12 protein-coding genes are annotated in these 13,784 nt (G+C 52.7%); all 12 read right to left on the bottom strand.

The genetic code is table 11. From position 1 onward, the window contains the following. The 12 genes from BLP64_RS03410 to mraZ are packed head-to-tail and all read right to left on the bottom strand — an operon-like array spanning nucleotide 1 to nucleotide 13,599. A complete protein-coding gene (locus tag BLP64_RS03410) occupies nucleotides 1-921 on the bottom strand; it encodes a D-alanine--D-alanine ligase (RefSeq protein WP_092591773.1) in 921 nt (306 codons plus the stop codon). Beyond that, nucleotides 921-2,414 carry a UDP-N-acetylmuramate--L-alanine ligase gene (murC, locus tag BLP64_RS03405; RefSeq protein WP_092591771.1) on the bottom strand — a complete coding sequence of 498 codons (1,494 nt, stop codon included), beginning with the start codon at nucleotides 2,412-2,414 and terminating at the stop codon, nucleotides 921-923. The genes BLP64_RS03410 and murC overlap by 1 nt, the downstream gene beginning before the upstream one ends. 2 nt (nucleotides 2,415-2,416) lie before the next feature. After that, the gene (gene murG / locus BLP64_RS03400) at nucleotides 2,417-3,517 is read right to left on the bottom strand and encodes an undecaprenyldiphospho-muramoylpentapeptide beta-N-acetylglucosaminyltransferase (RefSeq protein ID WP_092591769.1); all 1,101 of its coding nucleotides are present in this window, start codon (nucleotides 3,515-3,517) and stop codon (nucleotides 2,417-2,419) included. Beyond that, nucleotides 3,514-4,797: a cell division protein FtsW gene (gene ftsW, locus BLP64_RS03395; protein ID WP_092591767.1), complete on the bottom strand. Its 1,284-nt coding sequence runs from the start codon at nucleotides 4,795-4,797 to the stop codon at nucleotides 3,514-3,516. The genes murG and ftsW overlap by 4 nt, the downstream gene beginning before the upstream one ends. Further along, nucleotides 4,778-6,142 carry a UDP-N-acetylmuramoyl-L-alanine--D-glutamate ligase gene (gene murD, locus BLP64_RS03390; RefSeq protein WP_092591765.1) on the bottom strand — a complete coding sequence of 455 codons (1,365 nt, stop codon included), beginning with the start codon at nucleotides 6,140-6,142 and terminating at the stop codon, nucleotides 4,778-4,780. The genes ftsW and murD overlap by 20 nt, the downstream gene beginning before the upstream one ends. 3 nt (nucleotides 6,143-6,145) lie before the next feature. Beyond that, nucleotides 6,146-7,228, bottom strand: a complete 1,083-nt coding sequence (gene mraY / locus BLP64_RS03385) for a phospho-N-acetylmuramoyl-pentapeptide-transferase (RefSeq protein ID WP_092591763.1) — start codon at nucleotides 7,226-7,228, stop codon at nucleotides 6,146-6,148. Next, entirely contained in the window at nucleotides 7,222-8,667 is a 1,446-nt protein-coding gene (locus BLP64_RS03380; protein ID WP_092591761.1) for a UDP-N-acetylmuramoyl-tripeptide--D-alanyl-D-alanine ligase, read from the bottom strand. The genes mraY and BLP64_RS03380 overlap by 7 nt, the downstream gene beginning before the upstream one ends. Next, nucleotides 8,664-10,151: a UDP-N-acetylmuramoyl-L-alanyl-D-glutamate--2,6-diaminopimelate ligase gene (gene murE / locus BLP64_RS03375; protein ID WP_233340091.1), complete on the bottom strand. Its 1,488-nt coding sequence runs from the start codon at nucleotides 10,149-10,151 to the stop codon at nucleotides 8,664-8,666. Before murE ends, BLP64_RS03380 begins: the two co-directional genes overlap by 4 nt. Nucleotide 10,152: 1 nt before the next feature. Continuing rightward, nucleotides 10,153-11,892 carry a peptidoglycan D,D-transpeptidase FtsI family protein gene (locus BLP64_RS03370; protein WP_092591759.1) on the bottom strand — a complete coding sequence of 580 codons (1,740 nt, stop codon included), beginning with the start codon at nucleotides 11,890-11,892 and terminating at the stop codon, nucleotides 10,153-10,155. Next, nucleotides 11,883-12,200 carry a cell division protein FtsL gene (gene ftsL / locus BLP64_RS03365; protein WP_092591757.1) on the bottom strand — a complete coding sequence of 106 codons (318 nt, stop codon included), beginning with the start codon at nucleotides 12,198-12,200 and terminating at the stop codon, nucleotides 11,883-11,885. Before ftsL ends, BLP64_RS03370 begins: the two co-directional genes overlap by 10 nt. Then, nucleotides 12,197-13,141: a 16S rRNA (cytosine(1402)-N(4))-methyltransferase RsmH gene (rsmH, locus tag BLP64_RS03360; RefSeq protein WP_092591755.1), complete on the bottom strand. Its 945-nt coding sequence runs from the start codon at nucleotides 13,139-13,141 to the stop codon at nucleotides 12,197-12,199. The genes ftsL and rsmH overlap by 4 nt, the downstream gene beginning before the upstream one ends. Next, nucleotides 13,141-13,599 (bottom strand): division/cell wall cluster transcriptional repressor MraZ, encoded by a 459-nt coding sequence (gene mraZ, locus BLP64_RS03355; protein WP_092591753.1) that lies wholly within the window; start codon nucleotides 13,597-13,599, stop codon nucleotides 13,141-13,143. Before mraZ ends, rsmH begins: the two co-directional genes overlap by 1 nt. Nucleotides 13,600-13,784 lie beyond the last annotated feature (185 nt).

Raw genomic sequence — 13,784 nt, 5'->3', positions numbered from 1 at the left:
TTACACCTCGCTAAGCTCGAGGATGCGCCATACTAACTGTTCAAAACTGATGCCTACCGCTTTCGCTGCCATCGGCACTAAACTTTTTGACGTCATCCCTGGCACCATGTTGGCTTCCAACAGATAAAAGTTACCTGCCGCATCACACATGGCATCAATTCGCCCCCAGCCACGCCCGCCCACAGCACGGAATGCTTGTTGTGCGAGCTCTTGTAATTCTGTTTCACGCGCTTTATCTAACCCTGCAGGGCAATGATACTGCGTGGTCGTCGCCTGATATTTCGCCGCATAGTCATAAAACTCATGGGCTGCTTGCACCCGAATCACCGGGAGTGCTTGATCCCCCAAAATACTCACCGTGTATTCGGGGCCGCTTAACCAAGCTTCAATCAATACTTCGTGATCGTAGTTGTGAGCTTGAGCAACAGCGGCAGCTAACTCCTCGCTGGTTGCAGCCGAACTCATACCAATGCTGCTGCCTTCTTGCGCAGGCTTAACCATGACCTTGCCCCCCAGTTGGGTCAGAATGGCTGCCCAGTCATGGGTTTCGTGACGCCGTACCACCACGCTTGCCGCCACCGGCAAGCCGGCAGCTTGCCAGACTTGTTTGGTGCGGACTTTATCCATGGCTAGCGCACAACCGAGCACGCCACTCCCCGTGTAAGGAAGGCCCATGGTGTTCAACGCCCCTTGAATGGTGCCGTCTTCTCCGCCACGCCCGTGCAGCACAATAAACGCACGAGTAAATTGCTGCTGAACCAATTCAGTCACAGGAACGTTCGCAGGATCAATGCCATGCGCATCCACTCCTTGTGCTTGCAAGGCTGCCAATACTGCTTGCCCAGAGCGTAAAGAAACGTCTCGCTCTGCTGAATGTCCGCCGTAGAGGACGGCAACTTTGCCAAACTTGGTGGCTGCCATTACTGTGGTTCTCCTTGCAATATTTCTGCCTTTTCGCGTAGCTGAGCGGGGAGCAACTGAGCTGCGACTAAATCGCGAGCAATGGCCCCGATATTGCCCGCCCCTTGGGCGATTACCAAATCTTGGGGCTGTAACACATCCGCTAATACTTTATACAAGGTCGGCCGATCGCCGACATAAATTGGTTCCAATTGGCCGCGCAATCGAATGGCGCGCGCCAGCGCTCGACTATCAGCGCCCGGCACAGGGGCCTCTCCCGCACTATACACATCAATTAACAGCAACACGTCAACGGCTCCCAGCACATTGACAAAGTCGTCAAACAAATCCCGCGTGCGGGAAAATCGGTGCGGCTGAAAAATCATCACCAACCGCCGCTCAGGCCAACCTGCTCGTGCTGCTGCAACGGTGGCCGCCACTTCCGACGGATGGTGTCCATAGTCGTCCACTAACATCACATCACCGGTTTCACCTGCCTGCGCGATAGGAAACTCCCCCAACGGCTCAAAACGACGGCCAATGCCCCCGAACTTACTCAAGGCACGAGTGATGGCATCATCGTCAACCCCCTCATCGGTGGCGACGGCAATCGCAGCAAGCGCATTCAATGCATTATGCTTACCGGGTAAATTTAACGTCACTGCTAAGGGTTCATGGCCATTGCGATGAACCATAAACGAACACTTCCCTGCGTGCTGCTGATAATCTGAACCACGCACTTCAGCATCGGCACTAAATCCGTATGTAATGGAGTGCCGGCCGAGTCTGGGCAGTAGCTCTCGAACCACGGGATCATCCACACACATCACTGCCAACCCGTAGAACGGCAAGTTGTGAAGGAAGTCGAGGTAGGTATCGAGCATTTTACTAAAATCGCCCCCGTAGGTGTCCATATGATCTGGTTCAATATTGGTCACCACCGATACCATGGGCTGTAAGTGCAAAAACGACGCATCCGATTCATCTGCTTCCGCAATCAGATATTTGCTTGTTCCCAACCGTGCATTGGTGCCAGCGCTATTTAATAAGCCTCCAATCACAAAGGTGGGATCCAGCGCTGCTTCTGCAAAAATACTGGCAATTAAGCTGGTGGTTGTGGTTTTACCATGGGTTCCAGCAATGGCAATGCCATGCCGAAAACGCATCAACTCAGCCAACATTTCAGCCCGCCGTACCTGCGGAATCATTCGCTCTTCTGCCGCAACTAACTCCGGGTTATCCGCGCGAATTGCCGATGACACCACAATCACATCCGCATTTAAAACGTTATCCGCGTGGTGGCCAATAAAAATCTCGGCACCAAAGCGACGCAACCGTTGAGTATTCGCATTTTCTGCCAGGTCTGAACCACTAATGGTGTACCCTTGGTTCAACAGCACCTCGGCGATACCACCCATCCCTGCGCCACCAATGCCGACAAAATGGATGCGACGTACGCGACGCATCTCCGGCACGCTGATCACAGTAAATGGAGTGGATTTCTCATGCTTCATAACTATTTGCCTACTTTCACGGGCACTACTTTGGCCCATTGTTCACAACGACTCACCACGGTTTCAGTGGCGTTCGGATACGCAGCTTGAGCTGCGTGTTGGCGCATTTTCTGGCGCACTTCTGGTTGCATGAATAACTCGTGCAACAAGGCAACCAACGGAGTCACTTGCTGCAATTCGGTTTGGGGTAATAACCGTGCTGCCCCCACCCGTACCAACTCCTTTGCATTCGCCGTTTGATGGTCATCCACCGCATGGGGCAAAGGCACAAATATTGCCGGCGTCCCGATCACTGCTAATTCTGCCACCGTAAGTGCTCCGGCACGACAGATGACCACATCTGCAGCACTATAAGCGGCATGCATATCATCAATAAATTCACTCACTTCCAACTGCGCCAGCGGCACTTCTGCGTAGGCCTGAAGCACTTGTTCTCGACTGCCTTGCCCACACTGGTGTTGCACCTGCAACTGAGCTTTCAGGCTCGGTTCCAACTGCTGTAATGCTGCAGGAACCGCACCGTTCAATGCTTGCGCACCCAAGCTGCCACCTACCACTAATAACCGTAACGTGCCACGTTCGTTAGTTTTTACTGGTGTTTGCGACCATTCAGCTCGTAACGGATTCCCCACCACCTCGGCCTGCGGTAATTGCTCTTGGGCAGCAGCGAAGCCCACCATGACATGCTGCGCCACCCGGGCTAATAACTTGTTCGTGAGCCCCGCCACAGCATTTTGTTCATGGACCAACACGGGAATTCCCAGCGTCCGCGCCGCAAGCCCTGCCGGACCGCAAACATAGCCACCAAAGGTGACCAACAGCTGTACTTGATGGTGTTGTAAAAGCTTTCGGCTTTGTAACAACGCCTTGAGCAATCGCCAAGGGCTCGTTAGCTTGCGCCACCAGCCGTATCCGCGGACACCTTGCATTGCAATTAGCTCCAACGGAAAGCCCGCTTGCGGAACCACCTTGCTTTCTAGCCGTTGCTCGGTCGTACCTAACCACACCACGTACCACCCCGATTGGCGTAGCTGCTCCGCCACCGCTAAGGCAGGAAACACATGACCGCCAGTTCCGGCGGCAGCAATCATCACCCGTTTCATGTGGCGCCTCCGGATTTTGTGGGGCCGCGGCGTAACGCGACTTGGACCTGACTCACACGCATTTCATAATCAATGCGTAACAATAAACCGACCGCAATGCAGTTAATTAATAAGCTGGTGCCACCGTAACTCACTAACGGCAGCGTCAGCCCTTTGGTCGGCAACAAACCAGCCGCCGCACCAATGTTGACCATGGCTTGGAACGCGAACCAAATGCCAATACCGTAGGCCACAAACCCACCGTATTGATGCCCTGCCTGCAATGCATTACGCCCGAGTTGCATGGTTCGCACCACCAACGCGAACGTCAGCAGCAACACCACCAAAATACCAAAGAATCCTAATTCTTCGCCCACCACTGCCATAATGAAGTCGGTGTGTGCCTCGGGCAGGTACTGGAGCTTCTGAATGCTGTTTCCTAGCCCTTGCCCAAACCAATCGCCACGGCCAAATGCCATCAGTGATTGGGTCAACTGATAACCGCTCCCGAATGGGTCTTCCCACGGGTCTAAAAATGACACGACGCGCCGCATCCGATACGGTTCCTTCACAATCAACAGCACAATCACGAAGGCAAAGGTCACCATCACCGCAAAAAACTGCCACAGCCGCGCACCCGCTAAAAACAACATTCCAACGGCGATACAGGACATCACCACAAGGGAACCAAAATCAGGCTGCAACAACAGCAGCAGAGCAAAAAAGAACAATACAATCAGAGGCTTAATAAAACCCTTGATGTTTTCCTGAACCTCACCAACACGCCGCGTCAAATAACTGGATAAATAGATGACAAAAAACAGTTTGGCGACTTCTGCCACCTGCAAGGTCATGGGGCCGATTTTAATCCACCGCTTGGCACCGTTTACTTCATGTCCAATCACTAACACCACCGACAGCAGCAATAAGGAACTCAATAATAGAGTTCCACTACCCGCCAGCCACCATTGCACCGGAACCTGCATCACCACAAACAACAATCCCAGCCCCAACACCACGTACATGACATGGCGTGTCATAAAATAGAATGGATTCCCCGTTAACCGTTCGGCCGCAGGAAACGAAGCCGAAGTCACCATCACTAACCCAATCGCGATTAACGCCAGTGACGCCCACAAAATGACCCGATCAAACAACACGCCGTGTTCACGCGGTACCCACCAGTCATACCAGCGTTGCCATATTGGCGTGGCAGCACTATCAAGCGCAGCTGGAATGGTTAATTCCAACTGTTCTTCGGCTGGTGGTGAAAGCTGCGCTTTACGCGCCCGCGCGACCATAATAAGCCTCCACTGCAGCGCGGAATTTCGCGCCACGTTCCTCATAGCTCTTAAACATGTCCCAACTGGCACATGCTGGCGATAACAACACCATGCTGTGTGCGGTCGCAATTTCAGCTGCCACTTGCACAGCTTCTTCAAGTGAAGTCACCGTAATGGCATGCTTCACCTGATTTGCAATCCGCTCCCCATCTTTCCCGAGCACAATTAACACATCGACCTGCTGCAAAGCGGTACGAAAATAGCTGAAGTCAGCTCCTTTGCCGTCACCTCCGGCAATGACAATCAATTGCCCTCGCACCAGCGGTCGTAACCCGACAATGGCCGCTTCGGCCGCGCCAATGTTGGTTGCTTTTGAATCATTGACCCAGGTCACCTGCTGAAACTCCCCGATCCGCTCACAACGATGGGGCAGTCCTTTAAATTGGCGAATGGTTGCTACTACGTGCTCCGGAGCAACCCCGCAAGCACTCACCAGCGCTAATGCCGCTTGGATGTTTAGCAAGTTATGCACCCCAGTGAGCTGCAGTTCACTGGCGCGAAGTACGGGCTTACCATGCGCAGTAATCACCCAATCGTCCGCTTCTTCCACCAAGCCGTAGCAATGTGGCCCTTGCTCATGAGTGGGGCTGAGCCCAAAGGTCAGCTGCTGATTTTCAGGCACTAACGCCGGCGCTGTGGTTTCTTGATCGCGGTTCCAAACGGCAATATCGGTATGCAAATAAATTCGATGTTTGGCGTTGGCATAGTCGCGACTATCGTTATAGCGATCGAGATGGTCGTCACTGATATTCAGAATCGTCGCGGCACGGAAATGCAAATTGTGCAGCAACTCTAGTTGGAAACTGGATAACTCAATCACAAACACATCAGCGGGCTGTCCGACCAACTCCAACACCGGCACGCCAATATTGCCACCCATCGCAACCCGCAGCCCTGCCGCTTCAAGTAGCTCAGCAACCAATCGGGTGACCGTCGATTTGCCATTCGACCCAGTGACGCCAAGCACAGGCTTATTGGCATGCTGAGCGAACAAATCCATATCACCAATCACTGGGATAGCCGCATCACGAGCCATTTGCAGGACAGGTGTCCGCAGATCAACCCCTGGGCTCACAATGAGCAAATCCATGGCCAAGAGATGTTCCAACTCCAACGGCCCGGTATGGATTTCCAAATCGGCCGCAAGCGCCTGTAAGTCAGCTACCCCAGGAGGCTGCAACCGCGTATCGAACACCACGGGCTGGATATCACGCGCAAGGAGATAACGGACACACGACAGCCCGGTCTGTCCAAGACCGATCACGCCAATCGATTCATACTGTTCGAGTGCCAATAGTTTCATCGTTTATCTCAGCTTTAACGTTGCTAAGCCAATCAGTACAAAAACCAAACTTAAAATCCAAAACCGCACAATCACCCGCGGCTCTGGCCAACCTTTGAGTTCATAATGGTGATGAATGGGCGCCATTCGAAACACGCGTTTACCACGCAGTTTATAGGAACCAACTTGCAACATGACACTGACGGTTTCCATCACAAACACGCCCCCCATAATGAGCAACACTAATTCTTGTCGTACCATCACCGCGATCACCCCTAGCGCGGCACCCAAGGTCAGTGAGCCGACATCCCCCATAAACACCATGGCTGGGTAGGTGTTGAACCATAAAAAGCCCAGCCCGGCACCAAAAATGGCGGTACAAACAATGAGCAATTCACCCGAAAGCGGCAAATAAGGAATATTTAAATACTGGGCAAAATTCGCGTGCCCTGAGGCATAGGCGAAGACCCCCAGCGCACCAGCCACCATAATGGTAGGCACAATCGCCAAGCCATCTAGGCCATCGGTTAAATTCACCGCGTTACTGGTTCCCACAATGACGAAATAAGCCAGCAAAATGTAGAACAAACCTAGTTGTGGCATCACGTCTTTAAAGAACGGCACCAACAACTGGGTTTCTGCGCCAACGGTAGCATTGCCGTATAAATACACCGCAGCCAACGTCGCAATCAGGGATTGCCAGAAATATTTCCAACGCGCAGGTAAGCCGCGCGGGTTCTTTTGCACCACTTTTCGATAATCATCGACAAAGCCCACCAAGCCAAAGCCCAATACCACCGCGAGTACTACTTGCACGTAATGGTTGCTTAAATTGGCCCACAACAAGGTCGACAGCACAATGGAGGCGATGATCAAAATCCCCCCCATGGTCGGGGTGCCCGCTTTGGCTAAATGACTCTGCGGACCATCATCACGAATCGCCTGGCCGACTTGGAGTCGTTGCAAATACTTAATCAGCGCCGGCCCTAACCACAGCGAAATCAACAGTGCGGTCAGCACACTCAAAATCGCCCGCATCGTCAGGTACGAAAATACGTTAAACACTGAGGCATAAGGGGTTAAGTATTCTGCCAGCCACACTAACATGCAGGGGTTCCTTCTATAGAAGTCATCGGCGTTAATTCTTCCTGTCTTGTTGTTAAGGCATCCACGACACGTTCCATACGCATACTGCGGGAACCTTTGACTAAAATTGTTACGGGTGCAGGCGCCTGCTGCACTGTTGCGATGATGGCATCAACCAACGCTGGTAACTGTGAAAAGTGCCGCCCACCACAGCCGTTAAACACCGTACTCGCACTTTGGCTAAGCACACCAAGGGTGAACAAGTTATCGATACCAACGGCTTTGGCATAAGAACCGATTTCTTCATGGTACTCACGCGCACGGGTTCCTAATTCGCCCATATCGCCAAAAATCAACATGCGATAGCCTGGGTAAACGGCCAACATATCGAGTGCGGCCTTAACCGAGCCCACATTCGCATTGTAAGCGTCATCAATCAGTCGAATTTGAGGAGTTAGCGGCATCACATGAAGGCGCCCAGCAACAGGCTTCAGCTCTGCTAGTGCCACCTGCGCATCAGCCAGCGCACAACCTACCGCAAGTGCCGCCCGAATGGCTACCAGCGCGTTGTCAACATTGTGTAAACCTGGCAAATTCAGGCTAATTTTTCCGCGTTGTGGCTCTGGTCCGCTAATTTCCACCTCAAATTCAGCACATCCGTGCGCATTCAACTCAACGTGATACGCGCGAATATCAGGGAGGGAGCCTTCGTCCTGCTCAAGAACTCGCCCAAAGGTTTCGTGTTGCTGCTGTTCGAGCAACGTGGCCCAGCATGATGCGAACATCGAATGATGCGGCGTCAGCGCGAGACCACCCGCCGCCAACCCGCGAAAGATCTCTGATTTAGCTCGGTAAATGCCGTGAATATCACCAAAGCCTTCTACATGAGCTGGGGCAACATTGTTAATAATGGCTACATCAGGTCGGGTAAGCTTGGTGGTATACGCAATTTCACCTAAATGATTCGCCCCCAGCTCAATCACTGCATACTGATGGTGCGGCTCCAACCGCAACAAGGTGAGCGGCACGCCAATATCATTATTGAAATTGCCAGCCGTTGCTAACACGTCACCGCGCTGACGCAAAATGGCGGCAATCATTTCCTTCACGGTGGTTTTACCGCTACTGCCGGTAATGGCAATAGTTTTAGGAGCCACTTCGGCCTTCACCGCAGCGCCCAATAATCCCAAAGCATAGCGGCTATTCTCCACGATCACCTGGGGCACCTTGGCACAAATGGCGTCGGTTAAAGGACGCTCGACCAGCAGTGCCGTCGCCCCTGCTTGCACGGCTTGCGGCGCAAAGTCATGGGCGTCATGATTGTCGCCAACCAAGGCAATAAATAAGCACTCCGCCGGAATCTGACGAGAATCCGTGCTGACTTGGGCAATGGAGCAATTCGCGCCCTGTAGTTGCCCTGCCACGGCGGCTGTCACCCACTGCAAATCAACGCGAATCATGCTTCACTCTCCGCGCTTGCTGCTGCCATAATTTCTGCCACCCATGCTCGTTCGTTATAATCCGTTCGTTGCTGGCCAATAATTTGATAGTCTTCGTGCCCTTTGCCTGCTAATAACACCACGTCATTGGGTTGCGCTTGAGCAATCACTTGTTGGACGGCATGTTCCCGTCCCATTATCACCTGAACATTACGCTGCCGCGGCATGCCCGCCAAAATATCTCGCACAATTTGTTGCGGATCTTCGGTCCGTGGATTGTCATCGGTCACCACCACGCGATCAGCGAGTTCCGCAGCGACGGCTCCCATTTGGGGACGCTTACCACGGTCACGATCACCCCCACAGCCGAACACACACCACAAGGTTCCGTGGCAATGTCGGCGCAGTGCGGTGAGCACCTGTTGTAAAGCATCTGGAGTATGCGCGTAATCAACAATGACGAGAGGTTTATTCGTACCGCTAAAAGCTTCCATCCGACCTGGCACCGCATGGAGCTGACGACAGGCAGTCACAATCGCAGCGGGGTCATACCCCAAGTTCAACAAACTGGCGATTGCAGCCAGCAGATTATACACGTTGAAGCCGCCTAATAATGGAGAATATACGTGATAATCCGTGCTATCTCCGGCATGTTGTTGAACCCGTAGGGTAAATTCTGTGCCCTCGGATGCATACTGAATATTTTCTGCCCACACACTGCGACTTGCGCTTTGTGGAATCAGACTAAAACGCCAGCTTTCGGGACGATCCGGCAACCAAGCGGCAATGGCTGCATCATCCGCATTGAGCACGCTGCGCTCAGTATTTAATTCAGTCAATAAACGGCGTTTCGCACCTGCGTAGTGGGCCATGGTGCCATGGTAGTCGAGGTGTTCACGGCTAATGTTCGTCGCAACTCCCACCGCGAAGTGGATGGCTTCGACACGCCGTTGAACCAGCGCGTGGGATGAAACCTCCATTGCCACCGCTTGCGCCCCTTCACTGTGCAGCACATGCAACCGGTGTTGAACCGCAACGGCATCGGGTGTGGTATGAGTTTCTGCCAATAATTGCCCGGGGAACCCACTGCCGGTGGTTCCAATCACGCCACAGCGAGTTCCAAGCGCAGTTAATAGCTGGGCCACAATATAGGTCACTGAGGTTTTGCCATTGGTGCCCGTAACCCCAATCACCGTTAAATGCTGAGAAGGTTCATGAAAAAATCGCCCAGCAATATGCGACAGTTGATTTTTCAACTGCGGCACATGCACCAACCAAGTTCCTTCCCGCTGTTCGATGCCAACGGTTTCAGCTTCCGCCAACACCACCGCCGCACCGGCGGCAATAGCCGCGTCAATAAATTGGCGACCATCCACCTGGTATCCGGGTACCGCCACAAACAAATCATTGGCCGCAACCTGACGGCTATCAAGCTTTACGCCGCCTACTTTGACCGCGGGTAAAGGAAGCGGGTAATCAGGTAACAGAGCAATTAAATCCATCATGTTAACCTCCAAACCCAGCAGCTTTGAGCTGCGCATCCGCTAAATTATCAGGCGGCACATTCATCACCCGTAAAGCATTACTCACAATTTCAGCAAACACCGGTGCTGACACTTCACTACCATAATACTCATCACCACCAGGTTCGTTGATGGTCACGACCACCGCAATGCGTGGGTTACTGACCGGTGCGATGCCGGCGAACAAGGTCACATATTCGTCCCCATAGCCCCCCGCAATGGCTTTGCGCGAGGTTCCTGTTTTACCGGCCACGCGATAGCCACGCACTTGCGCCCGCCGTCCGGAGCCATTGGCGACCACGCTTTCTAGCATCGCTAAAACCGTGTCAGCGGTTTCTTTGGAGATCACTTGCCGCCCCTCCGGAACCCCTTCTCGACGTTGAATGGTCAAGGGTAGACGTTTGCCGCCATTGGCGATAATGGCGTACATTTGCGCCAGCTGTAAGGTGGTTGCGGACATCCCGTAACCATAGGACAAGGTCGCGATTTCAAAATCTGACCAACGTTGGCGGTGTTGCAGCACCCCAAAGCTCTCACCGAGCATGGCAACGCCGGTATCATTACCGAACCCGACCGCGGCATAGGTTTCTAACATCGCTTCAATGCCTGTTGCTAACGCAATTTTCGCGGTTCCCACGTTGCTGGAATTCTCTAAAATCTGGGTAATGGTTAATTCGCCGCGATTGATCGGATCGCTGACTCGTCGCCCCCCTAAACGCATCCAGCCTGGGCTGGTATTGATCACATCTTGGGGCTGAATCACCCCTGCCTCAAGGCCTGCAATCACTGCCAGCGGTTTGATGGTTGAGCCCGGTTCGTAGGTGTCGGTAATCGCGCGATTACGCAATTTATGTGGCTGCAAGTCACTGCGGTTGTTCGGGTTGTAGGACGGGCTGTTGACCATCGCCAATACTTCGCCCGTTTTAACATCAAGAATCACAGCAGAACCTGAGGTCGCTTGGTGATAACGCACGGCTTTCTTGACCTCAGTGTATGCTACTGCCTGCAAGCGTTGATCAATGCTCAATGTTAATTGTTGTGGTTGTTGTGGTTCCGTAATGCGAATTTCCTCAACAACCCGTCCTGCCGCATCCTTGCGATAAACCCGCTCCCCTGGTATGCCGGTTAATACTTGGTTATAAATCGCTTCTAAGCCTTCAATGCCCACCCCATCGATGTTGGTGAACCCCACCACATGGGCAGCAATTTCACCTGCTGGATAAAAGCGACGCGATTCAGTTTTCAGATAGACCCCAGGAATATTCAGTTGGCGTACAAACTCCGCCACTCCGGGAGTCACCTTGCGATCCAAATAGACGAAGCGGCGACTTGGATCGCCCACTTTATTTAATAATTCATTCACATCGGTCCGAAACACTTCGGCTAACGCTAGCCAGCGCTCACGATTTTCCAGCCCTTGCCCCTCATGCACCCGCTTCGGGTCGGCCCAAACCGTTTGCACCGGTACACTCACCGCCAATTCACGGCCGTTTCGATCAACAATGCTGCCCCGCTGAACCGTGGTGGTATCAGCTCGCAATGAGCGGCGGTCGCCTTCATAAATCAGCCGTTCCGGTTCAATCAATTGGATATAGGCGGCACGCGCCACCAACGACCCAAACACTGCGGCCACAATGAGCATGGCAAAAACGTAGCGGCCCTTGCTTAGATGCGGCGGATTTTTTTTGCTGCGGCGGCGCATCGCTGGAGGTTTTATTGCCATGGGATCAGCACCTCCTGTTCAGGCTCTGGACGTACCATGCCTAGCCGCTGCTGGGCAATACGCTCCACGCGGTTATGTTCCGTCAGCGTGTTCTGCTCTATCTGCAAATGACGCCATTCAATATCGATGTCGTCCCGCTGGGATAACAACTGATCGCGCTCGATGGTCAATAACCGATGACTATGAGAAACATAGATCACCGCCATGGCGCTGGCGATAACCATTAAAAACAGCAACACCAACACAAAGTGTTGGCGCAAATCATCCCAAAGCACACTGATTAAAGCGGGAACGCGTCGGCTCTTCATGACGGTAACCTCGCAGCCACCCTCAGCACCGAACTGCGGGCCCGAGGGTTCAGTTGAATTTCCTGTGCCGAGGGTTTGATCGCTTTACCGATCAATTGCAGGGTTTGTTCGCGGTCGAAATCAACATCGCGAATTGGCAGCCCCGGTGGAATGGCTCGGCCTTGCGCTTGCTTGCGCATAAAGCGTTTAACCAAGCGGTCTTCCAGACTATGGAAACTAATAACGGCTAAGCGCCCTTCCGGCTTAAGCCCTTGCACAGCGGCAGCCAGCGCTTGCTCTATCTCATCCAGCTCGCCGTTAATATGAATTCGAATTCCTTGAAAACTACGAGTCGCCGGATGCTTGTGCTTATCTTTAAATGGCACCGTTGCAGCAATCAGCTCGGCCAACTCACGGGTGGTGTGGAACAGTTGCTGTTCCCGCCGTTTCACAATCGCCTGGGCAATGCGCCAAGCGAATCGCTCTTCACCGTATTCGCGCAGCGCAAACGCAATGTCATCGGCACTGGCGGTATTCAGAAAATCGGCGGCAGTAAGCCCTGTGGTGGTGTCCATGCGCATATCAAGGGGACCGTCGCGCATGAAACTAAAGCCTCGCTCGGCATCGTCTAATTGTGGGGAAGACACGCCAAGGTCAAACAGAATGCCATCGAGTTGGCCATGCAGTTGATGTTGCTCTAAGACATCGGCCAACCGAGAAAATGGGGTGTGGATAATGGTAAAGCGTGGGTCGTGCTGAAACTCAGCAGCGGCAGCAATCGCAGTGGGGTCACGATCCAGAGCGTATAAACGCCCTGCCGCATTGAGTTGCGATAAAATGGCACGCGAATGCCCCCCTCGACCGAAGGTTGCATCTAAATAAATTCCGTCTGGTTTGATCGCAAGTGCCGTCAATGACTCTTGCAACAAGACCGAGACGTGGGGTTGCGCGTCTGTTGCCATTATATTGAGAAATCTTGTAAGCGTTCACTTAGGGCCATGTCGTCTGCTTGCTCCGCAGCCATATCAGCTGCGATTTGCTCATGCCATGCCGTTTCTGACCAAAGTTCAAATTTGTTGAGCTGACCAATCATCATGATTTTTTTGCTCAAATCCGCATGCTGACGCAACGTTGGTGCAATCAAAATACGGCCGCTTTTGTCCATTTGGCAATCTTCGGCATGACCTAACAGTAATCGCTGCAGGCGACGCTCTGCGGGGTTCATACTGGATAAGGTAGTGAGTTTTTGTTCAATGATTTGCCACTGTGGCAACGGGTACAACAACAAGCAAGGCTGCTTAATATCGATTGTGCAGACCATTTGGCCATCGCAATCCAGCAGCAAGCTCTTGCGATACTTTGCTGGTATCGCAAGTCGACCTTTTTCATCGAGACTGACTGCCGTTGCACCACGAAACATTGTTTTGATCCACTATTACCCACTTTTCCCCACACATGACAGTCTAGGTGGCGTTCTTTCCACCTGTCAAGGGAAATTGAAAGGAATTCGACAGTTAACAGTGCTTGACGGAGAAAGATTGGTAAAGGATGATGCTAAAGTGATGGCAGATAGCATATAATTCTAACAACAAGCTTGTTCGCATT

The sequence above is a fragment of the Pseudidiomarina indica genome, assembly GCF_900104245.1.
Lineage (GTDB): Bacteria > Pseudomonadota > Gammaproteobacteria > Enterobacterales > Alteromonadaceae > Pseudidiomarina > Pseudidiomarina indica.
This window is presented reverse-complemented; position numbering and strand designations above follow the sequence as displayed.

Bases quoted from the DNA above. Each gene is read 5' to 3' on its own strand.
- BLP64_RS03410 (WP_092591773.1), bottom strand. From the start codon at position 921: ATGGCAGCCACCAAGTTTGGCAAAGTTGCCGTCCTCTACGGCGGACAT.
- murC (WP_092591771.1), bottom strand. From the start codon at position 2,414: ATGAAGCATGAGAAATCCACTCCATTTACTGTGATCAGCGTGCCGGAG.
- murG (WP_092591769.1), bottom strand. From the start codon at position 3,517: ATGAAACGGGTGATGATTGCTGCCGCCGGAACTGGCGGTCATGTGTTT.
- ftsW (WP_092591767.1), bottom strand. From the start codon at position 4,797: ATGGTCGCGCGGGCGCGTAAAGCGCAGCTTTCACCACCAGCCGAAGAA.
- murD (WP_092591765.1), bottom strand. From the start codon at position 6,142: ATGAAACTATTGGCACTCGAACAGTATGAATCGATTGGCGTGATCGGT.
- mraY (WP_092591763.1), bottom strand. From the start codon at position 7,228: ATGTTAGTGTGGCTGGCAGAATACTTAACCCCTTATGCCTCAGTGTTT.
- BLP64_RS03380 (WP_092591761.1), bottom strand. From the start codon at position 8,667: ATGATTCGCGTTGATTTGCAGTGGGTGACAGCCGCCGTGGCAGGGCAA.
- murE (WP_233340091.1), bottom strand. From the start codon at position 10,151: ATGATGGATTTAATTGCTCTGTTACCTGATTACCCGCTTCCTTTACCC.
- BLP64_RS03370 (WP_092591759.1), bottom strand. From the start codon at position 11,892: ATGGCAATAAAACCTCCAGCGATGCGCCGCCGCAGCAAAAAAAATCCG.
- ftsL (WP_092591757.1), bottom strand. From the start codon at position 12,200: ATGAAGAGCCGACGCGTTCCCGCTTTAATCAGTGTGCTTTGGGATGAT.
- rsmH (WP_092591755.1), bottom strand. From the start codon at position 13,141: ATGGCAACAGACGCGCAACCCCACGTCTCGGTCTTGTTGCAAGAGTCA.
- mraZ (WP_092591753.1), bottom strand. From the start codon at position 13,599: ATGTTTCGTGGTGCAACGGCAGTCAGTCTCGATGAAAAAGGTCGACTT.